The 25,473-nt window shown below is 71.1% G+C and carries 23 protein-coding genes; 8 read left to right on the plus strand and 15 right to left on the minus strand.

The features are described from left to right. Positions 1 to 21: 21 nt before the first annotated feature. Positions 22 to 1,122, minus strand: a complete 1,101-nt coding sequence (locus CW359_RS27930; protein WP_105972919.1) for a citrate synthase 2 — start codon at positions 1,120 to 1,122, stop codon at positions 22 to 24. A gap of 306 nt (positions 1,123 to 1,428) precedes the next feature. Here CW359_RS27930 and pdxH point away from each other — a divergent pair, with 306 nt between their 5' ends. Continuing rightward, the gene (gene pdxH / locus CW359_RS27935; RefSeq protein ID WP_105972974.1) at positions 1,429 to 2,058 is read left to right on the plus strand and encodes a pyridoxamine 5'-phosphate oxidase; all 630 of its coding nucleotides are present in this window, start codon (positions 1,429 to 1,431) and stop codon (positions 2,056 to 2,058) included. A 57-nt stretch (positions 2,059 to 2,115) separates the two neighbouring features. On the opposite strand, the gene CW359_RS27940 is transcribed toward pdxH, so the two are convergent. The 8 genes from CW359_RS27940 to CW359_RS27975 all read right to left on the minus strand — a co-directional run bounded on the left by CW359_RS27940 (position 2,116) and on the right by CW359_RS27975 (position 12,310). Continuing rightward, complete coding sequence (locus CW359_RS27940) at positions 2,116 to 2,736, minus strand: TetR/AcrR family transcriptional regulator (RefSeq protein ID WP_105972920.1); 621 nt, start codon at positions 2,734 to 2,736, stop codon at positions 2,116 to 2,118. Continuing rightward, complete coding sequence (locus CW359_RS27945) at positions 2,724 to 3,461, minus strand: enoyl-CoA hydratase family protein (RefSeq protein ID WP_105972921.1); 738 nt, start codon at positions 3,459 to 3,461, stop codon at positions 2,724 to 2,726. The genes CW359_RS27940 and CW359_RS27945 overlap by 13 nt, the downstream gene beginning before the upstream one ends. Further along, entirely contained in the window at positions 3,458 to 5,035 is a 1,578-nt protein-coding gene (locus CW359_RS27950) for a 4-coumarate--CoA ligase family protein (protein WP_105972922.1), read from the minus strand. Before CW359_RS27950 ends, CW359_RS27945 begins: the two co-directional genes overlap by 4 nt. 38 nt (positions 5,036 to 5,073) lie before the next feature. Further along, positions 5,074 to 6,243, minus strand: a complete 1,170-nt coding sequence (locus CW359_RS27955; RefSeq protein WP_105972923.1) for an acyl-CoA dehydrogenase family protein — start codon at positions 6,241 to 6,243, stop codon at positions 5,074 to 5,076. 106 nt (positions 6,244 to 6,349) lie between these two features. Then, positions 6,350 to 8,209, minus strand: a complete 1,860-nt coding sequence (locus CW359_RS27960) for an ATP-binding protein (RefSeq protein ID WP_105972924.1) — start codon at positions 8,207 to 8,209, stop codon at positions 6,350 to 6,352. 5 nt (positions 8,210 to 8,214) lie between these two features. Further along, positions 8,215 to 9,819, minus strand: a complete 1,605-nt coding sequence (locus tag CW359_RS27965) for an acyl-CoA carboxylase subunit beta (protein ID WP_105972925.1) — start codon at positions 9,817 to 9,819, stop codon at positions 8,215 to 8,217. Next, on the minus strand, positions 9,816 to 11,447 hold the full coding sequence (locus CW359_RS27970; RefSeq protein WP_232838638.1) for an acyclic terpene utilization AtuA family protein: 1,632 nt from the start codon (positions 11,445 to 11,447) through the stop codon (positions 9,816 to 9,818). Before CW359_RS27970 ends, CW359_RS27965 begins: the two co-directional genes overlap by 4 nt. Before the next feature lie 56 nt (positions 11,448 to 11,503). After that, entirely contained in the window at positions 11,504 to 12,310 is an 807-nt protein-coding gene (locus CW359_RS27975; protein WP_105972927.1) for a TIGR03084 family metal-binding protein, read from the minus strand. Between the two features lie 171 nt (positions 12,311 to 12,481). Between CW359_RS27975 and CW359_RS27980 the strand changes: the two genes are divergently transcribed. From CW359_RS27980 to CW359_RS27995, 4 genes are all read left to right on the plus strand, one after another. Further along, positions 12,482 to 13,573 carry a DUF4037 domain-containing protein gene (locus tag CW359_RS27980; protein WP_105972928.1) on the plus strand — a complete coding sequence of 364 codons (1,092 nt, stop codon included), beginning with the start codon at positions 12,482 to 12,484 and terminating at the stop codon, positions 13,571 to 13,573. Positions 13,574 to 13,621: 48 nt separating this feature from the next. Further along, positions 13,622 to 14,368, plus strand: a complete 747-nt coding sequence (locus tag CW359_RS27985; RefSeq protein ID WP_105972975.1) for a class I SAM-dependent DNA methyltransferase — start codon at positions 13,622 to 13,624, stop codon at positions 14,366 to 14,368. A 114-nt stretch (positions 14,369 to 14,482) separates the two neighbouring features. Continuing rightward, positions 14,483 to 15,667, plus strand: a complete 1,185-nt coding sequence (locus tag CW359_RS27990; RefSeq protein WP_157968646.1) for an FG-GAP repeat domain-containing protein — start codon at positions 14,483 to 14,485, stop codon at positions 15,665 to 15,667. A 256-nt stretch (positions 15,668 to 15,923) separates the two neighbouring features. Further along, a complete protein-coding gene (locus CW359_RS27995) occupies positions 15,924 to 16,706 on the plus strand; it encodes an SDR family NAD(P)-dependent oxidoreductase (protein ID WP_105972976.1) in 783 nt (260 codons plus the stop codon). 56 nt (positions 16,707 to 16,762) lie between these two features. On the opposite strand, the gene CW359_RS28000 is transcribed toward CW359_RS27995, so the two are convergent. Further along, entirely contained in the window at positions 16,763 to 17,521 is a 759-nt protein-coding gene (locus CW359_RS28000) for a GntR family transcriptional regulator (RefSeq protein ID WP_105972977.1), read from the minus strand. 139 nt (positions 17,522 to 17,660) lie between these two features. Between CW359_RS28000 and CW359_RS28005 the strand changes: the two genes are divergently transcribed. Beyond that, complete coding sequence (locus CW359_RS28005; protein WP_157968647.1) at positions 17,661 to 18,593, plus strand: alpha/beta fold hydrolase; 933 nt, start codon at positions 17,661 to 17,663, stop codon at positions 18,591 to 18,593. Here the strand turns inward: CW359_RS28005 and CW359_RS28010 are convergent. From CW359_RS28010 to CW359_RS28030, 5 genes are all read right to left on the minus strand, one after another. Continuing rightward, on the minus strand, positions 18,565 to 19,101 hold the full coding sequence (locus CW359_RS28010) for a carboxymuconolactone decarboxylase family protein (protein ID WP_198655412.1): 537 nt from the start codon (positions 19,099 to 19,101) through the stop codon (positions 18,565 to 18,567). The two genes, CW359_RS28005 and CW359_RS28010, sit on opposite strands and share 29 nt — an antisense overlap. Positions 19,102 to 19,212: 111 nt before the next feature. Then, a complete protein-coding gene (locus tag CW359_RS28015) occupies positions 19,213 to 20,745 on the minus strand; it encodes a carboxylesterase/lipase family protein (protein WP_105972931.1) in 1,533 nt (510 codons plus the stop codon). Further along, a complete protein-coding gene (locus CW359_RS28020) occupies positions 20,742 to 21,968 on the minus strand; it encodes an amidohydrolase family protein (protein ID WP_105972932.1) in 1,227 nt (408 codons plus the stop codon). The genes CW359_RS28015 and CW359_RS28020 overlap by 4 nt, the downstream gene beginning before the upstream one ends. Next, positions 21,965 to 22,801: a fumarylacetoacetate hydrolase family protein gene (locus tag CW359_RS28025; protein WP_105972933.1), complete on the minus strand. Its 837-nt coding sequence runs from the start codon at positions 22,799 to 22,801 to the stop codon at positions 21,965 to 21,967. The genes CW359_RS28020 and CW359_RS28025 overlap by 4 nt, the downstream gene beginning before the upstream one ends. A gap of 4 nt (positions 22,802 to 22,805) precedes the next feature. After that, positions 22,806 to 23,681, minus strand: coding sequence for a fumarylacetoacetate hydrolase family protein (locus CW359_RS28030; protein WP_105972934.1), 876 nt, complete (start codon positions 23,679 to 23,681; stop codon positions 22,806 to 22,808). 150 nt (positions 23,682 to 23,831) lie between these two features. Here CW359_RS28030 and CW359_RS28035 point away from each other — a divergent pair, with 150 nt between their 5' ends. Both CW359_RS28035 and CW359_RS28040 read left to right on the plus strand, forming a co-directional pair. Further along, positions 23,832 to 24,581 carry an SDR family NAD(P)-dependent oxidoreductase gene (locus CW359_RS28035; protein WP_105972935.1) on the plus strand — a complete coding sequence of 250 codons (750 nt, stop codon included), beginning with the start codon at positions 23,832 to 23,834 and terminating at the stop codon, positions 24,579 to 24,581. A 35-nt stretch (positions 24,582 to 24,616) separates the two neighbouring features. Next, entirely contained in the window at positions 24,617 to 25,399 is a 783-nt protein-coding gene (locus tag CW359_RS28040) for an SDR family NAD(P)-dependent oxidoreductase (protein WP_105972936.1), read from the plus strand. Positions 25,400 to 25,473 lie beyond the last annotated feature (74 nt).

Below are 25,473 nucleotides of genomic sequence, written 5' to 3' on the forward strand. Positions count from 1 at the left end.
GGTGGACCGGACGAAGGGGGCTCAGCTCGCGATGTCCCCGTACCCCTCGATCGCCTGCGGCTCCCGCGTCCCCGGTCCGATGTAGCGGGCCGACGGGCGTACGAGCCTGCCCGTGCGCTTCTGCTCCAGGATGTGGGCCGACCAGCCCGCCGTACGGGCGCACGTGAACATGGACGTGAACATGTGGGCCGGGACCTCCGCGAAGTCCAGCACGATCGCCGCCCAGAACTCGACGTTCGTCGCCAGGACCCGGTCCGGGCGGCGGGCGTGCAGCTCCGCCAGGGCCGCCTTCTCCAGGGCCTCCGCCACCTCGAAGCGCGGGGCGCCCAGATCGCGGGCCGTACGGCGCAGCACGCGCGCGCGTGGGTCCTCGGCCCGGTAGACGCGGTGGCCGAAGCCCATCAGGCGTTCGCCCTTGTCCAGGGCCTGCTTGACGTACGCGTCCGCGTCGCCCGTTCGTTCGATCTCCTCGATCATGCCCAGGACCCGGGACGGGGCGCCGCCGTGCAGCGGGCCGCTCATCGCGCCCACCGCTCCCGACAGTGCCGCCGCCACGTCCGCGCCCGTCGACGCGATCACCCTCGCCGTGAACGTCGACGCGTTCATGCCGTGCTCGGCCGCGCTCGTCCAGTACGCGTCCACCGCGGCCACGTGCTTCGGGTCCGGCTCGCCGCGCCAGCGGATCATGAAGCGCTCCACGACCGACTGGGCCTTGTCGATCTCCCGCTGCGGCACCATCGCGTTGCCCTGGCCGCGCGCCGACTGGGCGACGTACGACAGCGCCATCACGGCCGCGCGGGCCAGGTCGTCGCGGGCCGTCCGCTCGTCGATGTCCAGGAGCGGGCGCAGGCCCCAGACCGGCGCCAGCATCGCCAGCGCCGACTGGACGTCCACCCGGATGTCGCCCGAGTGCACCGGGATCGGGAACGGCTCGGCCGGCGGCAGGCCGGGGTTGAAGGCGCCGTCGACCAGCAGGCCCCAGACGTTGCCGAAGGAGACATGGCCGACCAGGTCCTCGATGTCGACGCCCCGGTACCGGAGTGCGCCGCCCTCCTTGTCCGGTTCGGCGATCTCCGTCTCGAACGCGACTACTCCCTCAAGTCCGGGTACGAAGTCGGACATCAGGCGGCTCCTCTTGATGTGTACGACAGGTGTGCGACGGGTGTGTGACAGATGTACGGTCCTGCGGCCTGGGTGCGCGAAATTCTTCTGTCCGGCTCGGCTCCACGGCCCATTCCGCGTTGCTCGCGGTCCGAAACGGTCAACAGCACGATATCCCCGAGTGCCACCTTTGGGGAGCCCCTGCGGCACTCAGTGCCATGTGCGGTCGCTCGATGCCGCTCGGTGACGTCGCCGATACGGCAGGATGACCATGTGACCGATCGCCATGATCCCCGCGACGCCGCCGCCCCGCTCGACCCCGCCGCCATGCGCAAGCAGTACCGCGCCGACGGCCTCGCCGAGACCGAGCTGGCCGACGGGCCCATGGAGCAGTTCGCGCGCTGGTTCCGGCAGGCCGCCGAGGACGCCGGGCTCCTCGAACCCAACGCCATGGTCGTCTCCACGGTCGACGCCGAGGGCCGCCCCTCCTCCCGTACCGTCCTGCTCAAGCGGTACGACGACCAGGGCTTCGTCTTCTTCACCAACTACGGCTCCCGCAAGGGCCGCGACCTCGCCGTCAGTCCGTACGTCTCGCTGCTCTTCCCCTGGCTCCCGCTGGCCCGCCAGGTCGTCGTCACCGGCGTCGCCCGCCGTACCGGACGGGACGAGACCGCCGCCTACTTCCGTACCCGGCCGCACGGCTCCCAGCTCGGCGCCTGGGCGAGCGAGCAGTCCTCGGTGATCCGCTCCCGGGACGAACTCGACGCCTCGTACGCCGAGTTGGCCGCCCGGTATCCGGAGGGCGAGCAGGTCCCCGTACCGCCGAACTGGGGCGGCTTCCGGGTCGCCCCGGAGACCGTGGAGTTCTGGCAGGGGCGCGAGAACCGCCTGCACGACCGGCTGCGGTACGTCGCCGAGGCGGACGGGGGCTGGCGCGTCGAGCGCCTCAGTCCCTGATCAGCCACAACGAACAGCGCCCTGGCCCCTGATCGGCCACAGCGAGCGCGAGAACGATCAGGGTCGGTCCAGGGACTCGTCCAGCAGCTTCGCCCACTGCGCCACCACCCGGTCCCGTCGCCCCCCGTCGTCCGTGAGCAGGTTCGCCAGGCCCAGGCCGCGGGACATGTCCAACAGGCCCTGGACCGTCTCCCGTACGCCCGGCCGGGACTCGTCCGCGCCCAGCAGTTCCACCGCGATCCGGTGGGTCTCGCGGCCCACGTGGGCCTCCAACTCCGTGACGCGCGAGCGCAGTTGCTCCTCGTTCGAGGCGGCCACCCAGAGGTGCAGGGCGGCACGGAAGAGCGGGCCGGTGTAGAGGTCGACCAGGGCGGCGACCACCGCGCGGCGGTCGGCGGCGCCGTCGGGGAAGAGGGCGCGCAGGGCGGTGGAGCGTTCCTCGGCGACGTACTCGACGGCGGCCGTGAAGAGGTCCTCGCGGGTACGGAAGTGGTGCTGGGCGGCGCCCCGGGAGACGCCCGCGCGTTCGGCGACGACGGAGACCGTGGAGCCCGCCCAGCCGTGTTCGGCGAGGCAGGACACGGCCGCCTCCAGGAGGCGCTGGCGGGTGGCCCGGCTGCGGTCCTGCTTCGGCGCGCGCTGCGTCCGGGGGGCGCTCTCGGTGGCTACAACTTCCATGCCGGGTCCCGTCGTTCGAGGAAGGCCGTCATCCCCTCGCGGGCCTCGGCGGAGGCGAACAGCCGTGCCGACAGGGCGGTCAGCTCGGCGGTGTCCCGGTCGAAGATCTCCAGCACCTTAGCCGTGAGCAGCCGCTTGGTCTCCGCCAGGGCACCCGGTGCCGCCCGGCGCAGCCCGTCGAGGACCGGCTCCAGGGCCGCGTCCACGTCCTCGGCGGCCTCCGTGAGCAGGCCGCAGCGGGCGGCCTCCACGGCGTCGAAACGGTCGCCGGTGAGGTAGTGGCGGGCGGCGGCGCGCGGGTCGAGGCGGGGCAGGAGCGGCATCGATATGACGGCGGGCGCGACTCCGATCCGTACCTCCGTGAAGGCGAAGGAGGACCCGGGCCCCGCGATCGCGAGGTCGCACGCGCCCAGGAGGCCGAGGCCGCCCGCCCGTACGTGGCCCGTCACCCGGGCGATCACCGGTTTCGGCAGCTCCAGCAGCTGCCGGAGGAGGCCGACGAAGGCCGCCGGGTCGGGGGGCTGCTTCAGGTCGGCGCCCGCGCAGAACGTGTTCCCGGTGTGGGTGAGCACGACCGCGCGTACGTTCGAATCCTTGCCGCAGTCCGTCAGCGCCGCCGCCAGGTCCCGTACGAGGTCCGCGGAGAGGGCGTTGCGGGTCGCGGGGGCGTCCAGGGTGAGGGTGGCGATGCCACGCGCGCGCGTGGCGGCCACTACCGGTGTCACGTCTTGTCCCTCGTCTCCCTCAACCGGCGGCGCAGGATCTTGCCCGAGGCCGCCCTCGGCACGCCGTCGATGAAGGTCACCTGGCGGACGCGTTTGTACGGGGCGACGCGCTCGGCGACGTACATCATCACCTCTCCTTCGGAGAGGTCGGTGGCGGACGGCTGGCGGACCACGTACGCGTGCGGCACCTCGTTCTTGTCGGCGTTGTAGACGCCGATGACGGCCGCGTCGGCGATGCCGGGGTGGGTGAGGAGGAGGGCTTCGAGTTCGGCGGGGGCCACCTGGAAGCCCTTGTACTTGATCAGTTCCTTGACCCGGTCGACCACGAACAGCCAGCCGTCGGCGTCGACGCGGCCCACGTCCCCGGTGTGCAGCCAGCCGTCCTCGTCGATCATCGCGGCCGTCGCCTCGGGGTTGCCGAGGTAGCCCTTCATCACCTGGGGGCCGCGGATGGCGATCTCGCCCGCCTCACCGGCGGCGGCGTCCTCGTCGGGGTCGTCCAGGGACAGGACGCGCATCTCGGTGCTGGGGAGGAGCCTGCCGACCGTGCCGGGCGGAGCGGTGCTCATGTCGTCGAGGGGGACTATGTGGGTGCCCGGGGAGAGTTCCGTCATGCCGTACGCCTGGCCGACCGGCGGCAGCCCGAGCCGGGCGGAGCAGGCGGCGGCGAGGGCCGCGTCCAGGGGAGCGGCGGAGCTGAGGACGTACTCCAGGGACGACAGGTCGTACCGCTCAACGGCCGGGTGCTTGGCGAGGGCCAGGACGATCGGCGGGGCGACGAACAGGCCGGTGATGCGGTGCTTCTCGATGGCGGCGAGGAAGGTGTCGAGGTCGAAGCGCGGCAGGACGACTACGGTGGCGCCCCGTTTCAGGGGCATGTTCATGAGAGCGGTCAAACCGTAGATGTGAAAGAAGGGGAGTACTGCGAGGATGCGGTCACCTGGGCCCATGCGGATGGCCGGCGCGAGTTGGGCGAGGTTCGTGGCGATGGAGCGGTGGGTGAGCATGACGCCCTTGGGGACGCCGGTCGTGCCGGACGAGTACGGGAGGGCGGCGATGTCCTCCGCCGGGTCGATGTCGATCTCCGGTTCGGGGGCCGTCGAGGCCAGCATGTCGATGAGGGAGCGGTGTCCGGGCGCGGTGTCGCAGACGAAGATCTCCCGTACGCCGCCCGCCCGTTCGGCCGCGGCGCGGGCCGTCTCCAGGAGCGGGGAGACGGTGACGATCCAGTCGGCGGCCGAGTCGCGCAGCTGCCCCGCGAACTCCTCGGCGGTGGCCAGCGGATGCACGGTCGTGACGGCGGCACCCGCGCGCGTGGCGGCGTAGAAGGCGGTCGGGAAGGCGATCGTGTTCGGGCTGTGCAGGGCGAGGACATCACCCTTGCGGACCCCCGCCTCGGCGAGTCCGGCGGCTATCCGCCGGTGGAACCGGTCGAGTTGGTCGTACGTGAGGGTCGTACCGTCGACTCCGTCGATGAGGGCGGGCGCCTCGCCGAACTCGGCGGCCCTGCCCAACACCGCCTCGTGGATGGGGAGTTCGACGGGCTCTGTGTCTGCGTACTCGCTGCGGAACATCCTTGGTTCCTCCTCGCCTGTGCAAGGCTGCACGGCTCTCAGTACGACTTGGGCAGGCCCAGGGTCTGGTGGGAGACGTAGTTGAGAATCATCTCCCGGCTCACCGGAGCAATACGAGCCACGCGGGCGACCGTTATCAACGAGGCGAGCCCGAATTCCCGGGTGAGGCCGTTGCCGCCGAGGGTGTGCACGGCCTGGTCGACCGCCTTCACACAGGCCTCCCCCGCCGCGTACTTGGCCATGTTGGCCGCCTCGCCCGCGCCGACGTCGTCACCGGCGTCGTAGAGGGCCGCCGCCTTCTGCATCATCAGGCGGGCCAGTTCGAGTTCGATGTGCGCCTGGGCGAGGGGGTGCGCGACGGCCTGGTGGGCGCCGATCGGCGCATTCCAGACGGTGCGTTCGGTGGCGTAGCGGACGGCCTCGCCGAGCGCGTACCGGCCGATGCCGATGGCGAACGCGGCCGTCATGATGCGCTCCGGGTTGAGCCCGGCGAAGAGCTGCAGCAGGCCCGCGTCCTCGTCGCCGACGAGCGCGTCGGCGGGCAGCCGTACGTCGTCGAGGGTCAACTCGAACTGTTTCTCCGGGGATTCGAGGTCCATGTCGATCTGGCGCCGGGTGAAGCCTTCGGCGTCGCGCGGGACGATGAAGAGGCAGGGCTTGAGGCGGCCGGTACGGGAGTCCTCGGTACGGCCGACTATCAGCACCGCGTCCGCGATGTCCACGCCCGAGATGAACACCTTGCGGCCGGTCAGGAGCCAGTCGCCGGTGTCCGGGTCGCGGCGGGCGGTGGTGGTGATGCGGTGGCTGTTGGAGCCGGCGTCGGGTTCGGTGATACCGAAGGCCATCGTGCGGGTGCCTTCGGCGATTCCGGGGAGCCAGGCCTGTTTCTGGGCTTCCGTGCCGAAGCGGGCGATCACTGTGCCGCAGATCGCCGGGGAGACGATGAGCATGAGGAGCGGGCAGCCTGCGGCGCCCAACTCCTCCAGGATGATGGAGAGTTCGGTGATGCCTCCGCCGCCGCCTCCGTAGGCCTCGGGGAGGTTGGCGCCCAGGTAGCCGAGTTTCGCTGCCTCGGACCAGAGTTCGTCCGTGTGGCCTCCGGCGGCTACGACCCTGGTGACGTATTCGCGGCCGTAGCGGTTGCCGAGGGCGGCTACTGCGGTGCGTAGTGCTTTGTGTTCGTCGGATTCGATTGCTGCTGTGGTCATGAAGAGTCCTAAGGGGGAAGGGGGTTCTGTTGTGCGGTGCGTGCCGGTGCGTCGTGGCTGGTCGCGCCCCGCGGCGGAGCCGCAGATTAGATACAGCCCCGCGCCCCTAGGTCTGCTCCACTACTGCCAGCAACATGCCGGGCTCCACCTGTTGTCCAGGGATGGCGTGAAGTGCTGTGAGCGTGCCTGTCGTTGGGGCCGTGATCTTGTGTTCCATCTTCATCGCCTCCAGCCACAGGAGGGGCTCTCCGGCCTGTACAGGGGACCCTGCCGCCAGGCCCTCCGCCAGCCTCACCACCGTGCCGGGCATGGGGGCCAGGAGGGAGCCTGGGGCGTGTTGGGGCTTCGGGTCGGGGAAGCGGGGCAGCGGGGTGAGGGTCGTGTTGTTGACGTTGATCTGGTCCGGGTAGCTCGTGACCTCGAACTTCCTTCTTACGCCCGCCACTTCGAGTACGACGAGACTCGCGTCGGCGTACACGACCCGCACGCCGTCCGCTGTCAGGCCCTCTCGGGTGTGGCGGTACGCAACCTCATGCTCCTCGCCCGCTGTCGTCGCGTACCGCTTCAGCTGGGGCCGGCCGTGGACGTTGCGCCAGCCGCCGAAGCGGGAGCGGCCGTGGGCGTCGGCGAGGGCTGCCGCCAGGGGGGCGTGCGGGTCGGGGGCCGGTGTCGTCAGGGCGGGGAGGTGGCGGTCGTAGAAGGACGTGGTCATGCGTGCCGTCGTGAACTCCTCGTGGCGCAGGGAGCGGACGAGGAGGTCGCGGTTCGTGGTCGGGCCGTGGATCGTCGCCCGTTCGAGGGCGCCCGCCAGCTTGCGGGCCGCCTCCGCGCGCGTGGGGGCGTGTACGACGACCTTGGCGAGCATCGGGTCGTAGTGGACGGGGATCGGGTCTCCGTCGGCGTAGCCGGTGTCGAGGCGTACGCCCTCCGCGGGTACGGCCAGGCGGTGCAGGGTGCCGGTCTGGGGGGTCCAGTCCTGGGCGGGGTTCTCGGCGTACAGGCGGGCCTCGATCGCGTGGCCGCGTGCGGGTGGGGGGTCGGCGGTGAGGGCCTGGCCTTCCGCCACACGGAGTTGGAGGGCCACCAGGTCGATGCCGAACACCGCCTCCGTGACCGGGTGTTCGACCTGGAGGCGGGTGTTCATCTCCAGGAAGTGCGCCTTGCCGTCATCCCCGACCAGGAACTCGACCGTGCCCGCGCCCGTGTAGTCGACGGCGCGGGTCGCCCGTATCGCCAACTCGTGCAGTTCGTGCGTGAGTTGCTCGGGGAGGTTCGGTGCCGGGGACTCCTCGACGACCTTCTGGTGGCGGCGCTGGAGGGAGCAGTCCCGGGTGCCGAGGGCCCATACCGTGCCGTGGGTGTCGGCCAGGATCTGGACCTCGACATGTCGGCCGCCCTCGACGTACGGCTCGACGAACACCTCGCCGTCGCCGAAGGCGCTCTGGGCCTCGGCCCGGGCCGCCGCCGACTCGGCGGGCAGGTCGGCGAGTTCGCGTACGACGCGCATGCCTCGGCCGCCGCCGCCCGCCGCCGCCTTCACCAACACCGGGAGGTCGGACTCCGTGACGTCCGCGATGTCCGTGAGCGGTTTCAGGCCCATGAGCTGCTTCGCGCGCGTCTTGGACGCCATCGCCTCGATCGCGGCCGGGGGCGGGCCGATCCAGACCAGTCCCGCGTCGAGTACGGCCTGCGCGAAGTCGGCGTTCTCGGACAGGAAGCCGTATCCGGGGTGCACGGCGTCCGCGCCCGCCGCCAGCGCCGCCGCGACGATCAGGTCGCCGCGCAGATACGTGTCCGCGGAGGCCGCCCCCGGCAGTCGTACCGCCGCGTCGGCCACGCGCGTGTGGAGGGCGTTCTCGTCGGCGTCGGAGTGCACGGCGACCGTGCGGATGCCCAGTTCACGGCAGGTGCGGAAGATACGGCAGGCGATCTCGCCGCGGTTCGCCACCAGTACGGAAGTAATCATGAGTCTCACATCCGGAAGACGCCGAAGCCACCACGCGCACCCTCGTAGGGCGCGGTGTGGATGGCCGACAGGCACAGGCCGAGGACGGTTCGGGTGTCGCGCGGGTCGATGACGCCGTCGTCGTACAGCCGCCCGGAGAGGAACATGGGCAGCGACTCGGACTCGATCTGCTGCTCGACCATCGCGCGCAGGGCGGCGTCCGCGTCCTCGTCGTACGGCTGGCCCTTCGCCGTCGCCGACTGCCGGGCCACGATCGAGAGGACGCCCGCGAGTTGCTGCGGGCCCATCACCGCCGACTTGGCGCTGGGCCAGGCGAAGAGGAAGCGCGGGTCGTAGGCCCGCCCGCACATGCCGTAGTGGCCGGCGCCGTACGAGGCACCCATGAGCAACGAGAGGTGCGGGACACGGGAGTTGGAGACCGCGTTGATCATCATCGCGCCGTGCTTGATGATGCCGCCCTGTTCGTACTCCTTGCCGACCATGTAGCCGGTGGTGTTGTGGAGGAAGAGGAGGGGGATGTCGCGCTGGTTGGCCAACTGGATGAACTGGGCCGCCTTTTGGGACTCCTCGCTGAACAACACCCCTTGCGCGTTGGCGAGGATGCCGACCGGGTAGCCGTGCAGGGCGGCCCAGCCGGTGACGAGGCTGGTGCCGTAGAGGGGCTTGAACTCGTCGAAGTCGGAGGCGTCGACGACACGGGCGATGACCTCGCGGGGGTCGAAGGGGGTCCGGAGGTCGCCCGGGACGATGCCGAGGAGTTCCTCGGGGTCGTACTTGGGGGGCTGCACATCGGCGGGGCTCGGATCGGCGTACGCCTTGCGGTGGTTGAGGCGGGCGACGACCCGGCGGGCCTGGCGGAGGGCGTCGTGCTCGTCGAGGGCGAAGTAGTCCGCGAGGCCCGACACGCGCGCGTGCATCTCGGCGCCGCCGAGCGACTCGTCGTCGCTATCCTCGCCGGTGGCCATCTTGACGAGGGGCGGCCCGCCGAGGAACACCTTGGCGCGCTCCTTGACCATGATGACGTGGTCGGACATACCGGGGATGTACGCCCCACCGGCCGTCGAATTCCCGAACACCACTGCCACCGTGGGGATTCCGGCGGCGGAGAGCCGGGTGAGGTCGCGGAAGACGGCCCCGCCGGGGATGAAGATCTCCTTCTGGGACGGCAGATCGGCGCCGCCGGACTCGACGAGGCTGATGCAGGGCAGCCGGTTGGCGAGCGCGATGTCGTTGGCGCGCAGCGCCTTCTTCAGGCTCCAGGGGTTGCTGGCGCCGCCGCGCACGGTCGGGTCGTTGGCCGTGATCAGGCACTCCACGCCCTCGACGACGCCGATTCCGGTGACGAGCGAGGCCCCGACCGCGTACTCGCTCCCCCAGGCCGCGAGCGGCGACAGCTCCAGGAAGGGGGTGTCGGGGTCGAGGAGCAGCTCGATGCGCTCGCGGGCGAGCAGTTTGCCGCGCGCGTGATGCCGGGCGATGTACTTCTCGCCGCCGCCGGCAAGGGCTTTGGCGTGTTCGGTGTCGAGGGCGGCGAGTTTGGCGAGCATGGACTCGCGGTGGGCGGTGTGGTCGGCGCCGGTCGTGTCCAGGGCCGAGGTCAGGACCGTCACAGGAGGGCCTCCGGTATGTCTACGTGCCGGGAGCGCAGCCACTCGCCGAGCGCCTTGGCCTGCGGATCGAAACGGTGCTGCGCGGCCACGCCCTCACCGAGGACGCCCTCGACGGTGAAGTTGAGGGCGCGCAGGTGCGGGAGGGGGTGTCGTACGACGGTCAAGTCGGCGGTCTCCGGGAGCAGTTCGCGGAAGAGGGTGGTCGTGAGGGTGTGGGCGAGCCAGGCCCAGGCCTCGTCCGTGCGGGCCCAGACACCGACGTTGGCGTCACCGCCCTTGTCACCGCTGCGGGCGCCGGCGAGGAGGCCGAGGGGGGCGCGGCGGGTCGGGCCGGGAGGCAAGGGTGCGGGCAGGGGTGCCTCTGGTGGCGGTTCCAGTACGAGGGTGTCGTGCGGCGGGGGTACCGGGATCCGGCGTCCGTCGTGGAGGACGGCCACGTGGTCCACCGCGTCCTGGGGGATGTACCGCGCCTCGAACACGCCGTAGGGGGCGCCTTTCCCGGGGGGTGCCAGGACGTGGAACCCGGGGTAGCTGGCGAGGGCGAGTTCGACGGCGGCTCCGCTCAACGCCCGGCCGACGGGGGCCTGTTCGGGGTCGCGTACGACGAGCCGGAGCAGGGCGCTCGCGGTCTCCTCGGTGTCGGCGTCGGGGCGGTCGGTGCGCACCAGGGTCCAACCGACCTCGGCGGGGCGGGACTTGACGGCGTCGAGGGCGGCTTCCAGCTGGTCGCGGACCAGGGCGGCCTTGGCCTCGATGTCGAGCCCGGTCAGGACGAACGTGACCTCGTTGCGGAACCCGCCGAGCCGGTTGACACCCAACTTGAGCGTGGGCGGGGGCGCTTCGCCGCGTACGCCGTGGATGCGCACCCGGTCGGGGCCCTCCTGGACGAGCCGGACGGTGTCGAGCCGGGCGGTGACGTCCGGGCCCGCGTACCGGGCGCCCTGGGTCTCGTACAGGAGCTGCGCGGTCACCGTGCCGACGTCGACGAAGCCGCCCGTGCCGGGGTGTTTGGTGATGACGGCGGTGCCGTCCTCGTGGAGTTCGGCGAGCGGGAAACCGGGGCGCCGGACGTCCCGGGCGCCCTCGGCGAAGAACGCGTAGTTGCCGCCGGTCGCCTGCGCGCCGCACTCCAGCACATGTCCGGCGACCACCGCGCCCGCGAGCCTGTCGTGGTCGCCCGGGCTCCAGCCGAAGTGGGCGGCGGCAGGACCGGCGACCAGGGCCGCGTCGGTGACCCGGCCGGTGACGACGACGTCCGCGCCCTCGCGCAGACAGGCGGCTATGCCGAAGGCGCCCAAGTAGGCGTGTGCGGCGAGGCTGTCGGGGTGCCGGTCGGTGAGGTCGTCGCCCTCGACGTGGGCGACCCGGACCGGGATGCCGAGCCGGTCGGCCAACTGCCTCACCGCGTCGGCGAGTCCGGCGGGGTTGAGGCCGCCCGCGTTGGCGACGATCCGTACCCCGCACTCATGGGCGAGCCCGAGGCACTCCTCCAACTGCCGCAGGAAGGTACGGGCGTACCCGGCGGACGGGTCCTTGAGGCGGTCGCGGCCGAGGATGAGCATCGTCAGCTCGGCGAGGTAGTCGCCGGTGAGGACGTCGAGTTCGCCGCCGGTGAGCATCTCGCGCATGGCGTCGAAGCGGTCGCCGTAGAAGCCGGAGGCGTTGCCTATGCGGAGCGGGGCTGTCACCGCGTACTCCCCTTCGGTGCGCGGCCGTTGCCCGGTGGGCCCGCGAAGGCCTGGGCGATGTCGAGCCAGCGGTCCGCGTCCTCGCCCTCGGCGTGGAGGTCGAGGTCGGCGCGGTGGGCGCGCTGGGTGACCAGGAGGCAGAAGTCGACGGCGGAACCGGTGACCCGGCCGACCGCGTGCTTCGGGTCCTCCGGGCCGTAGGTCCACAACTCCCCGTCCGGGCCGACCAGTTCCACGCTGAACTCGTCGAACGGCGGGTTCAGCCCGTGCATGCCGAACGCGAAGTCGCGGGTGCGGACGCCGAGTCGGGCGATGTGCCGGAGGCGGGCGGTGGGGGCGATCCGGGGTACGCCCAGCGCGTCGGCGACGTCCAGGCCGTGGGCCCAGGTCTCCATCAGCCGGGCGGTCGCCATGGACGCGGTGGACATCGGCGGCCCGTACCAGGGGAACCGCGCCCCGTCCGGTGCCGCGCGCAGGGCGTCCACCAGGGCCGTACGCCCGGCCCGCCAGTCCGCGAGCAGCCGCTCGGGCGGCTTCCCGGCGCCCTCCTCGGCGCCGTTGTCGACGAAGTCGCCGGGCGCGAGCAGCGCCTTCTCCACCTCCCGGTCGAAGGCGGCCCGGTCGGTCAGGGCCAGCACGGACGAACGGTCGGTCCAGGCGAGGTGGGCGATCTGGTGGGCGACGGTCCAGGAGGGGGCGGGGCTGTCGAGGGCCCACTGCTCGCCGCTCAACTCGGCGACCAGCTCGTCGAGTCGGTCGCCCTCCTCACACAGATCGTCGATCACGGCCGACGGGTCGGACACGGGCGCTTCCCTTCGGGCAGGACGGGGTGCCGGGCGTTGCGGTGTGGTGCGGTCCGTGCTCGCAGCATGGCACCGACACCAGAAACAAGCAAGCGTGCTTGTATGTGAATCGGGTGGTGCCGAGCGGAGCAGCGCCACGTGGAGCGCTGCCGCGTGGGGCACAGTGATCGCATGACCGCACCTGATCCTGAGTTCCTGCCCGGACTCGAGTTGTCACGGATCTTCTATACGGAGGCCGTCCGGCCGATTCTCGATCGGGAGCATCCGGGGCTCGTGCACGCCGCCGCCCGGGTCGGTACGGGGTCCGAGGTGCTGGGGTTCGACAGCCCGAGGTCGGCGGACCACGAGTGGGGTCCGCGGCTGGATCTGTTCCTCTCGGCGGACGATGTCGCCACGCACGAAGCCGGACTGCGGCGGCTCCTGAGCGAGCAACTGCCCAAGCAGGTAAGGGGCTGGCCGACGCACTTCCGGCCGGGCACCCCCGAAGACCCGGTGGGCGTCATGGAGTTGACCGACGGGCCGGTGAACCACCGGGTCTCCGTGAACGAGGTCGACGGCTGGCTCGGCGCCCAACTCGGCGTCGGCGCGGGCGCCTCGGGCCTCACGGCGGCCGACTGGCTCGCCCTGCCCCAGCAGAGGCTCGCCGAGGTGACCGGCGGTGCCGTCTTCCACGACGGGCCCGGTACGCTCACGGCCGCGCGGGCGCGGCTGGCCTGGTACCCGGAGCAGGTGTGGCGGTATCTGCTGGCCTGCCAGTGGCAACGGATCTCCCAGGAGGAGGCGTTCGTCGGGCGCTGCGCGGAGGCCGGTGACGAACTCGGCTCGGCCGTGGTGGCCGCCCGGCTCGTGCGGGACCTGATGCGGCTGTGCCTGCTGCTGGGGCGGACGTACGCGCCGTACGGGAAGTGGCTCGGCAGCGCCTTCCGCCAACTGCCGGTGGCGGACGCCCTGTTGCCCTCGCTCCAGGGGGCGGTGACGGCGTCGGAGTACCCGGCGCGGGAGCGGCATCTGTGCGACGCGTACGAGATCGTGGCGGCGCTGCAGAACCGTACGGGCCTCGCGGAGCCGGTGGATCCGACGCGGCGGGCGTACCACAGCCGGCCGTTCCAGGTGCTGCACGCGGAGCGGTTCGCGCGGGCGCTCGTCCGGACGGTCACCGATCCCGGGCTGCGGGACCTGCCCCTGACCGGAAGTGTGGACCAGTGGGCGGACAGCACCGATTTCCTGGTCCGGCACCAGGAAATTGAGGTGCGGCGGCGCTGACCCCGGCAGTACGGTCCGCCGGTGGACAACGCCGACACCGCACCTGACGTGAACGACGAGGACGGCTACTTCGGGGAACCCGTGGCCGCGAAGTACGACGATCCCGCCTCCGACATGTTCGCCACGGCCACCGTCGAGTCGACGGTCGATCTCCTGGCCGGACTGGCAGGCGAGGGCCGGGCTCTCGAACTCGGGATCGGGACCGGACGTATCGCCGTCCCCCTGGCGCGGCGCGGAGTCGAGGTGCACGGGATCGACATGTCCCGGGCGATGGTGGCGCGGTTGCGGGCCAAGCCGGGCGGGGACGCGATCGGGGTGACGATCGGGGACTTCTCGGCGGCGCGGGCCGCGACGACCGACGGGGAGTTCTCCCTGGCGTACCTCGTCTACAACACGATCATGAACCTGACCTCGCAGGAGGCCCAGGTGGCGTGCTTCCGCAATGTCGCGGCACACCTGGCGCCCGGCGGGACGTTCGTCATCGAGGTCGGGGTGCCCAAGCTGCGGAATCTGCCGCCCGGACGGAACGTCGTACCGTTCCACACGAGTCCGACGCGCTGGGCCTTCGACATCTACGACTGCGCCACCCAGAACACCAGCTCGAACTATGTCGAGGTGGTGGACGGACGGGGGTCGTACCGGTCGATCCCCTTCCGGTACGTGTGGCCGTCCGAGCTGGATCTGATGGCGCAGTTGGCCGGAATGCGGCTGCGCGAGCGGTGGGAGGGGTGGGCGCGGGAGCCGTTCACCGGCGAGAGCACGAAGCATGTGTCGGTGTGGGAGAAGCCCGTCTGACGCCGAAGTCGCGTGCGAGAAAAGGCAGTTGGGGAGTGGTGCCGTCGATCCGACGGCAAAACCACTGTCCCGTGACACGTCAATCACAGCTGCGGCTCCTAGGTTCCCGTGCCCATGACAGAGAACCGCAGGTACAAGAAATACCGGGCCCGTCGGGTGCTGGCCGTCGGCACTCTCGGCGCCTTGGCGCTCGGGTCGACCGTCGTCGCCATGGCCTCGGCCACCGGGACGTTCACCGCAGCCGCCGCCGAATGCTCGGGCGCCCTCTCCTTCACCCAGTTCGACACCTCCGCCGCGACCGGCGACAACCCCCGGCACGTGGTGACCGGGGATCTCGACGGTGACGGGAACGCGGACGTCGTCGCCGCCAACAACGACGGCAACTCGCTGTCCGTGCTGCTGGGCAACGGGGACGGCACCTTCGGCGCGGCCACCGAGTACGCCGTGGGCGCGCACCCGTACCAGTCCGTGATCGCCGACTTCGACGCCGACGGCAACCCGGACATCGCCACCGCCGACTTCAACGGCGGCACCGTAAGCGTGCTGTTGGGGTCCGGCGAGGGCGTGTTCGGGACGGCCACGCAGTACACCGTCGGCTCGGGCGCCCGCTCGCTCGTCGCCGGTGACCTCGACGACGACGGCAAGCTGGATCTGGCGGTGGCCGAGGAGTCGGGCGGCGGGGTGAGTCTGCTGTTCGGCGACGGCGCCGGGGCGTTCACCGCCGACATCGAGGCGGTGACCGTCACCCGGCCGCACGGTCTCGTCCTCACCGACTTCGACAGCGACGGCGACCTGGACATCGCCACCGCGAGCGTCGCCACCGCCGGCGGGGTCAGCGTGGCCCTCGGCAACGGCGACGGGACCTTCGGCGCGGTCACGGAGTACGGCAGCGTCAAGCGCCTCTACTCCATCACCCAGGGCGACTTCGACGGGGACGGGACCGTCGATCTGGCCACCATCAGCAACGGCTCCAACACCCTGGAGGTCTACGCCGGGAACGGCGACGGCACCTTTCAGGACTCCGTCGCCTACACGACGCCCGCGCTCCCGGTCGCCGTCAACTCCGCGGATCTGGACGGCGACGGCGTCACCGATCTCCTCGTCTCCTCCCTCAACGGCAACTCCGTGACCGCCTTCCAGGGCACCTCGGGCGGCGCCCTCGACGAGCTGACGGAGCTTGCCGCGCCCGGCGCGTACGAGGCGGCAGCCGCCGATCTGACCTCCGACGGGACGCAGGATCTCGTCGTGGCGAGCAGCAGCGGTGACGAAGTGGACGTATTCACCGGGTCCTGCGACTGACAATTCCGGGCCATTCTTACGTATTCCCAGGTGAACGAGTGGTGCCCGGCTTGGGGGCTGGGCGCCGCTCGTTCACCTCGAACCGTCCCGCCAGGGCCGGTTGGCCGACCGTCAGCGTGATCGCGCCGCTGCCCCGGCCCGCAGTTTGCCTCCAGACCCACACACTGTCGACAGTTGAGCCTTAATTCAAAGGTTCACCCCTTGACTGGGCCCTAGTGTCGACACTAGGAAGGTGTACGTCTACGAGGAGGACCACATGACCGATTCCGCTTGCCGACTCTCCGGCAAGGTCGCTCTCGTCACCGGCGCGGGTGCCGGGATCGGCCAGGGGTGTGCGCTGCTCTTCGCCGCGCAGGGCGCGACCGTCGTCGGCTGCGATCTCGATCCGGCGGCGGCCGGGCGGACCCAGAAGCTGGCCGCGGAACGGGGGTTGGCCCTCGATGTGCACGCTCCGCTCGACATGACGGTCCCCGACGACGCCCGGCGGTTCGCGGACGAGGCGTACGAGCGGTACGGGCGGGTGGATGTGCTGGTCACCGCCGGTGCGATCGCCCCTCGTATGGCGCCGGCCGCCGAGATGGACTTCGAGGAGCAGTGGACGCCGACGATGCGCGGCGAGGTCGATGTCGTCTTCCTGCCGGTGCGGGCCGCGTGGCCGCACCTGGTGGCGTCCGGCGGCGGGTCCATCGTCAACTTCGCCTCGGTGAACGCCTTTCGGGGCAGCGGCACCTTCGGGATGGTCGCGCACTGCGCGGGCAAGTCTGCGGTACTCGGGATGACCCGCCAGCTCGCCGTCGAGGGCGGTCCGGCGGGCATCCGGGCCAACACCATCTCCCCCGGCATGGTCCGCACCCCGGCCACGGAGTCGGCGGGCGCCCACGAGGGAGCCGCCCGTGAAGCCCTGCTCGCGCGTATTCCGCTGGGCCGGGTCGGCACCCCCGAGGACATCGCCTGGTGTGCCGTCTATCTGGCGTCGGACGAGTCGGCGTGGGTGACAGGCGGCAACTTCCCCGTGGACGGCGGGGTATTGGCGAAGTGAGACGGGCGCCGGATCTCAACCGCCTTCCAGGAAGCCGCCGTTCAGCAGACCGCCGGTCAGGAGGCCGCCGTTCGGCGCCGGCGCGTCGGCTTCCGGCCGCGTCCGGCGGCGTCCTGCTCCAACTGCTCCTCCACCGCCCGCAGCGCCCGGACCGTCGCACCGGCGATCAGCGCCGACGCCAGCTCCCCGTCGCGCTCCTCGCAGGCCTGGAGCAGGCGCTCCTGGTCGTCGACGCTGTAGGCGAGGCGCCCGGCGCGGGTCAGGCTCAGGTGGCGCAGCATCAGCGTGCGCAGCGCGAGGGAGTCGAGGATCTGCTTCAGGGTGCTGTTGCCGACGATCTCCGTCATCCGCTCCTGGAGCTGGACATGGCTCCAGAAGTACGCGTCCACGTCACCGTCGTCGGCCAGTTTCCGCATCCGCCCGACCCGCAGCCGCAGTTCGGCCAGCTCCTCGTCGGAGGCGCGCTCGACGAGCAACCCGGCCAGCATCGAGAGGAGTTGGCGGCGCACCTGGTAGATGTCGCGGATGTCCTGGAGGGAGGGCGCGGCGACCCGGGGGCGGCGACGCGCCTTCATCTCGACCAGGCCCTCCTGTTCGAGCACCATCAGCGCCTCGCGCACGGGCGTACGGCTGGTGTCGAACCGGCGTGACAGATCGACGCTGTTGAGGTCCTGGCCCGGCTCCAGCCGACCCTCGATGATGCCCGACCCCACCCACTCGGCGATCTGCGCGACCAACGGCTCACGCCTGTCCCGCAGGCGCAGCAGGCGCGCGAGCACCACGACGTGCGTGTCCTCATCCTCTTCGGCAGCCATCCGGCGATTCTCCCTGACTCAGAGCGACACACAGCAAACACACGGTGTCGACACTATCCCACTCTCCAGCCGACATATACCCCACCGTTCGAGCTTCTGTCGACAGACACCCCAGTCAACCATTACCCCAGGAGGAACGATGCAGAGAGATCCCAGCCGACGTGCCGTCGTCGGCGGCGCCGCGCTCGCGGGCCTCACCGCCATGAGTACGGGCACCGCACACGCGGCGACAGCCGCGTCCGGACCGGCCGCGCCCTGGACCCCCGTACCCCTGCCCGAGCAGGTCGCCGTCACCGAGTACCAGGTGCCCGTCGCCGGGGGCGGCAGCCTGTGGGCCTGGGACACCGGCGGCGAAGGGCAGCCGGTGATCCTGCTCCACCCCGGCTCCGGCAGCGGCGAGAGCTGGCCCTACCAGCAGCCGGTGTTCGCCGCCGCGGGCTTCCGCGTCATCGGCTACTCGCGGCGCGGCGCGTACGGCTCGGTGGCCGGCACCCGCGCCGACTCCGACACCGCCTCCGGGGACCTCAACACCCTCGCCGACCACCTCGGCCTGGACCGCTTCCACCTCTCCGGCTCGGCGGCGGGCGGCTACGTCGCCGTCGACTACGCCCTGTCGTACGGCGACCGCCTGTACGGACTCACCGTGTCCAGCAGCAAGATGGGCGTCACGGACGCGGAGTACGCGGAGCTGGAACAGCTGCTGCAGCCCGACCCGTTCGGCGACCTGCCCGCCGACTTCAAGGAGCTGGGCCCCTCCTACCGGGGCGGCGACCGCGTGGGCGTGGCGGCCTGGCTGGACATCAACTCCCGCGCCAGGACGGCCGATTCCTTCCCCCAGTCGCTCGCCAACACGGTCACCTGGGCCTCCCTGGAGACCCTCACCATGCCGGTCCAGCTCCTCGTCGGGGACGGCGACCTCTACAGCCCGCCGTCGCTGATGCGCCTCAACGCCCAGCACATCCAGGACGTGCAGTTCCATGTCATCCGCGAGTCGGGCCACAACCCGCACTGGGAGCAGTCCGTGCAGTGGAACCGCCTGCTGGTCAACTTCCTCCGCCGCTCGGGGCGTTAGTCCCGTCGGACGCCCGCACGTCCAGGGCCACCAGGAAGCGGGACACCATGTTGTACGCGGCCACGGTGGCGGTCAGCTCGACGAGTTCCGCGTCGCCGAAGTCGGCACGCAGGGCGTCGAACAGCTCGTCCGGGACATGCACGTCGCGGGTCATCGCATCGGTGTACGCGATGACCCGCGCCCGGCGTACGTCGCCCAGCGCGGGCTTCTCCTCCCGCAGAGCGGCCAACTCGGCGTCCCCCATGCCCGCTTCACGCGCCGGGCCCTCGTGGGCGGCCCATTCGTACGGGGCCCGGTTGAGGACGGCGATCCGCATGACGACCAGTTCCCTGATGTCGGCGGGCAGCGCGATCCGCTGCCGTATCGCACCGAGAAGACTGTTCCAGCCGTCGGCCAACTGGGGGCTGTGCAGCAGCATGTGGTCCAAGGGGCGGAGGGCGCCGCCGCGCCGGGCGCGGATACGGTCGGCGATCTCGCCGGACCCTTCGGTGCCGGGGAGTCGTGCCACGGGAGGTCTCTCCTAGCGGGGGGAGCAGAAGGGGATCGGAGGGGAGATCAGAGGAGGCGGGGATCAGAAGGGGCGGGGATCAGAAGGGGCGGGGATCAGAAGGGGCGGGGATCAGAGGGGGCGGGGCAGGCTCGCCAGCAGCCGCATCGCGTCGAGTCGTTCGACGTGCCCCAGCTCCACGGGGGCCGCCTCACCGCCGAAGACCATCGCCTCGGCGCCGGTGAACCGGGGCCAACTTGGCGCGGCTCCGACCCCGTTGGGGTCCCCCGTCTCGATGAAGCGCACCCAGGTGTCCGCCATGGTGCGGGCCAGCGAGCGGTCGGCCTCGCTCCAGGGCCAGGGTCTGGCGGCCAAGTTGTCCAGCGCGTACGGGAGTTCGGCGGTGTGGAAGACGCCGTATCCCGGCAGACCGTCACGGGGCGGGGCCACTTCGAGGTCGGGTGGCAGTGGGGGCGTACGGGTGAACCGGTACAGCCAGGTGGGCGCGACGGCGCTGTGGGCCCGCGCCCAGTGCCACACGGGGTACGTGAACCGGCTCTCGCCGGTGAACCGGCGTGCCGTACGGCGGACTTGGTCGCCGTCGCGCAGGGGGTACAGCTCGTCGGTGCCCGGCTCGACGGGCAGGCGGCGTACGGCGTCCAGGGTCGCGTAGACCGATCCCTCGTCGGAGTTGGTGCCGACGAGCAGGGGTACGGGGTGCTGGTGTCCGGCGGCGAAGACGTCGTCGCTCGGGGCGGTGAGGGCCCTGCCGTCGACGACCGGGCCGAAGTGGCCCTTCAGGACCAGCTCGACGCCGTCGGTACGGCGCAACCCGGCGATGTCCGGGTCCCCGAACCCTCCCGCTGCCCCGAACTCCCTTGCCCAGCTCAGCCCTTGTCGCTGGGCGGCGGCCTGGTCCGGGAGCGGGCCCTCCGCCCGTCCGATGCCGGAGGCGCTCTGGCCGATCGCGGCCCGGAAGAGGGGGCGGGCCATTGTCGAGGCCATGAGGTGGCAGATGTGGGCCGCTCCGGCCGAGTTGCCCGCGAGGGTGACGCGGGCGGGGTCGCCGCCGAAGTGGGCGATGTTCTCCTGGACCCAGGTCAGGGCCGCGACGATGTCCAGGAGGCCGTAGTTGCCGGACGCGCCGAGGTCGTCCTCGGCGGCCAGGGCCGGGTGGGCGAGGAAACCGAGGGCGCCCAGGCGGTGGTTGAGGGTCACGACGACCACGCCCCGGCGGGCCAGTGAGCGGCCGTCGTGGATCTCCTGGCCGCCGTGGCCGTAGCGGTTGCCGCCGCCGTGGATCCAGACCATCACCGGCAGACCGCCGCCGCCCGGTTCCGGGGTCCAGACGTTGAGGTAGAGGCAGTCCTCGCTCATCACCAGGGCCCGGCGGTCGGCGAAGTTGGCGTGGTACATGATCGAGTCGCGGGGCGGCTGCGGTTGCAGGGGCGCGGGGCCGAAGTCGTACGCGGGACGCTCGCCGTCCCACCTGGCGGGCGCCGCCGGTGGCCGCCAGCGCAGGGCGCCGACGGGCGGCGCCGCGAAGGGGATACCCCGGAAGACGGCCACCTCGCCCTCCCAACGCCCGCTCAGCCGACCGGCGTTCGTGCGGGCCCGGATCGCCGTGTCCGAGGCGGTCGCCCGGCCGTTCGCCCGTCCGGTCACCTGGCCGCCCGGTCCTTGTGCAGCCGTCCGTCCTTCATGATCACCGCGAGTCGGTCGCGGTCCTGGAGGACGCGGATGTCGGCCAACGGGTCACCGTCGACGAGCACGAGGTCGGCGAGGAACCCCGCCCGGACCAGGCCGAGTTGGCCGCCGAGGCCCATCACCTCGCCGCCGTACCCGGTGGCCGCGCGCAGGGCCTCGGCCGGGGTGAAGCCGAACCAGTCGACGAAGAGTTCGAGGTCGCGGAGGTTACGGCCCACCGGGTTCCAGGCGAAGCCGTAGTCGCCGCCGGGGACGACCCGGACGCCGCGCCTGACCAGCTCGGGCACGACCTGGCGTACGGCGTCGTGGGTGGCCCGCACCTCCATGCCGGGCTCGGGTTCGCTGCCCGCTTCGTGGAGGTTGGCGTGGATGATGCCGGGGGTCGGCGCGACGAAGATCCGGTCGCGGGCGGCTTCGAGGAGGTCGAGGGCCTCCTCGTCGGCGAACGTGCAGTGGTAGACGGCACGGATGCCGTGCCGTACGGCCATCTTGATCGACTCGGCGGCGTGTGCGTGCGCGGTGAGCCAGACGCCGTGTTTCTCCGCCGTGCGGGAGGCGGCGGCGACCTCCTCGTCCGTGAACTGGACGATCCGCGAGGTGCCTTGCACGACGGCACTCTCCCCGGAGAGGGACAACTTGACGATGTCGACGCCGAGTTCGGCCATGCCGGTCACGAAGCGGGACACCGACTCGGGGTCGGACGCACGGCCGTCGATGCCGGGGAAGTCGTAGACACCGGGCTCGACCATGCCCGCGCTGCCCTCCCAGGAGGCGGCCTTCAGCCGTGGCCCGGGCATCCAGCCCTCGGCGAACGCCTTGCGGGCCGCGATCTCCGTGCCGGGCAGCCGGTTGCCGCCGGAGTACGCGCTGGTGATCCCGTGGTCGAGCAGGACCCGGCCCGCGTGGGCCACCAACAGGGCCTTCTCCTCAGGGGGTTCGTCGCGGCGCCGGGAGAGGTGCTCGACGGTGGAGCCGAAGCCGAGGTGGGCGTGGGCGTCGACCAGGCCGGGGAGGAGGGTGCCTCCGCCGCCGTCGATCACTCGGGCGCCGGTGCTCAGGTCGCGCGGGATCCGGTCGGACACCTCGGTGATGCGGTTGCCCTCGACGAGCACCTCGGCGGGGAAGGGGTCGTGTCCGGTGCCGTCGAAGACCCGGATGTCGGTGAAGAGGGTGCGGGTCATGGGGTCGCCCTCCGGAAGCGGTGCCGCATCTCGCCGACTCCCCCGATGCGGCTGACCAGTTCGTCGTCGGGGGTGAGAAACCGCTGCGGTGTGCGGCGGTTGCCGACGCCCGCCGGGGTGCCCGTGAAGATGAGGTCGCCGGGGAGCAGGGTGCAGAACTCGCTCAGGTACGAGACGAGTTGGGGGATCGGGAAGATCATGCTGCCGGTGCGGTCGTACTGGACGACCTCGCCGTTCAGTTCGCAGGTCAGTTCCAGGTCGTCCCGGTGGCCGGCGGCGTCGATCTCGTCGAGGCTGACGAGGGCGGGGCCGATGGGGCCGAATCCGGGGTGCGACTTGCCGAGCGAGAACTGGGCCGGATGACCTGCCAGTTGAGCTGTCCGCTCGGACAGGTCCTGGCCGACCGTGAGGGCGACGACCGGGTCCCAGCCCTTCTCCACGGGCACCTTGTGCGCCTCGCGGCCGATGACCGCGACCAGTTCCAGCTCCCAGTCGACGTTGCCCGGCGGCAGGTCGATCGTGGTGTACGGGCCGGTGAGACAGGTGGGGAACTTGGTGAAGACGAGGGGGGCCGAGGGTTCCTCGTAGCCCGCTTCCGCTGTGTGGGGGCGGTAGTTGAGGGCCACGGCGAAGATCTGGCGGGGGGCGGGGATAAGGCCGGGTGCCTGGAGGTCGGCCGGGTCGTAGGGGCGGGCGCCCGTGGCGGACCTCGACGACCAGTCGAGCAGGTCGTTCCAGTGCGTGAAGAGGTCGGTCGCGAACTCGGCCGGGACCGCAATCGCGCCCTCTTCCGTCAACAGGACCGGATGGCCCGCTAGTTGTGCGATGCGCATCGGCTCAGGCTTCCCATTGCCCGGCGGGCGGCTCTTCAGTGCCGTAAGCGTCCTTCCAGGACAGCACCGGGTTGCGCAGCACGCCCAAGCCCTCGATCTCGGCCTCGACGACGTCACCGGGCTTGAGGTAGTTCGCGAAGGGGTCCGGGGTGCTCGCGGCGACGCCGGCGATCGTGCCCGTGGTGATGATGTCGCCCGCGCTGTAGATCTGCGGCGAGTGGTAGGCGACCAGTTGCGGGATCGAGACCGACATCCGCGAGGTGTTCGACTTCTGGCGTACGTCGCCGTTGACCCGTAGCTCCATGTCGAGGTCGTGCGGGTCGTCGATCTCGTCCGCCGTGACGATGTACGGGCCGATCGGGCAGAACGTGTCGATGGCCTTGGAGAAGGAGAAGACCCCGGACTCCATCTCCCGGCGCTGGATGTCACGCGCGGTGATGTCGTTGAACACCAGGTAGCCCGCGATGTGTTCGGCGGCCTGCTCGGCGGAGAAGAACTTGCCGGGTTTGCCTATGACGACGGCGAGTTCGAGTTCGTAGTCCAGTTCCCGGGTGAGGTTCGCCGGGTAGACGATCGGGTCCTCCGGGCCGATGACCGCGTCGACGTTCTGGAAGAAGACGATGCCCTTGTTGACCGGGTGGGACCAGTCGACCCGGACCAGATCCTCGTGGTGCTCACGGAAGTTGCCGGCCGTGTGGAAGAACTTCTTCGGCACGATCGGGGCCCGCAGCCGTACGTCCGCGAGCGCGAACGTCCGCCCGGTTTCGCGGACTTGGCCCTCGTGCGCGAAGAACGCACGCGTCGAGGGCACCGCCAGCTCCACGACCGTCTCCCCGTCGAGCCGTCCCACCAGTCCCTCGTCGAACGTCACCAGCTTCATCGAATCTCCGACCTCGCTCAACCACGGTCAACCACGGTTAACCATCACAAGCCTTAACTGTCGACAGACAGCCTGCCTATGGCGCTGTTTGGCGTCAATAGATGCGTCAAGTGTGGACACAAATCCGGGTCGTGGCTTACCGTCCGGACCATGCGCGCTACTTGGGACTTCACGGGAACGCGGGCGCTGGTCGCCGGTGCGGGTGGTATCGGCGCGGCGGTGGCCGGGGCGCTGGCCTCGGCGGGGGCGGCGGTGCTCGTCCTCGACATCGACAAGGCGAAACTCGACCGGCTCCAGCAGGAGACCTCCGGTTTCGTCAGTGGGCTGGCCGTCGACCTCACCTCGGCGGACGCCTGCCGGACCGCTGTCGGCCGTACGGTCGAACTCCTCGGCGGGATAGACGTGTTCGTACACGCCGTGGGCGTCAACGACCGGCGTCCGGTGCTGGAGACACCCGACGAGGTGTGGGAGCGGATCACCGCGATCAACCTCGACAGCGCCTTCTGGCTGGGCCGGGCCGTCGGCGCGGTGATGGTGCCCGCCGGGTACGGGCGGATCGTGTACCTGTCCTCCGTCTCGGGGCTGCTCGCGCACGCGGACCACTCCCCGTACGCGGCGACCAAGGGCGGCGTCAACCAGCTGATGCGGGTGATGGCACGCGAGTGGGCGCCAACCGGAGTCACCGTCAACGCGGTTGCCCCCGGCTACACCGAGACCGAGCTGACCCGCGCCTACCTCGCCCGGCCCGGCGTACGCGCCTCCCTGGAGTCCCTCGTCCCCGCCGGACGCCTCGGGCGGCCCGCCGACCTCACCGGCCCCGTCCTCTTCCTCTCCTCCGACGAGTCGGCGTTCGTCACCGGACAGGTGCTGTACGCCGACGGCGGGCGGACCCTCGTATGACAGCCAACCCCCCGAACTCTGTGAACGGAGCCCGCATGAACCCCGTACTCGAACGCTTCGCCGGCCAGACCGTCCTCGTCACCGGTGCCGGTACCGGGTTCGGTGCCGAGATCGCCGTCCGGGCCGCGCAGGAGGGTGCGGATGTCGCGGTCCACTACCGCAGCTCCCGGGCGGGCGCCGAAGCAACTGCGCAGCGGGTGACGGAACTTGGCCGCAAGGCCTTCGTCGTGCAGGCGGACATCGCCGAGCACGAGCAGATCAAGCGCCTCGCCGACGAGGTCTGGGCGCACTTCGGTCGCCTCGACGTGGCCGTGAACAACGTCGGTGACGTGGCCCGCGAGCAGATGTCCTGGCGGGACATCACCGAGGAGTCCATCGACCACGTCCTCGCCGTCGACATCAAGGGCACGCTGCTGTGCACGCACGAGTTCGGGGCGCGGATGCTGGAGCAGGAGGGGGGCGGTTCGATCGTGAACGTCGGCTCCACCGTGGTCGTACGGGGGAGTGCGCGTGCGCCGCAGTACGCCGCCGCGAAGTACGGGATCATCGGGCTGACCAAGTCGTATGCGCAAGCGTTCGCGCCTCGGGTGCGGGTGAATGTCTTCGCGCCGGGGTTCATCGAGACGGCGGCGACGCTGGGGCGGGACGACTGGAAGGGTGGGCGGGGGGAGGTGTTGCGGGCGGCCACTCCTATGGGGCGGATTCCGGGGCCTGAGGAGTTGGCGGGGACCGCGTTGTTCTTGGCTACGGAGGACGCGCGGCATATTACGGGTGGGTTCCTGATTGCTGATGGGGGTTACAACATGGTGGGGGCGTGATGGTGGGGGTAGTTGGTCGGATGCGGGTCGGTGGGGGCTGGTCGCGCAGTTCCCCGCGCCCCTAGGTACGTACC

Origin of the sequence: Streptomyces geranii (assembly GCF_002954775.1) — a bacterium.
GTDB lineage: Bacteria > Actinomycetota > Actinomycetes > Streptomycetales > Streptomycetaceae > Streptomyces > Streptomyces geranii.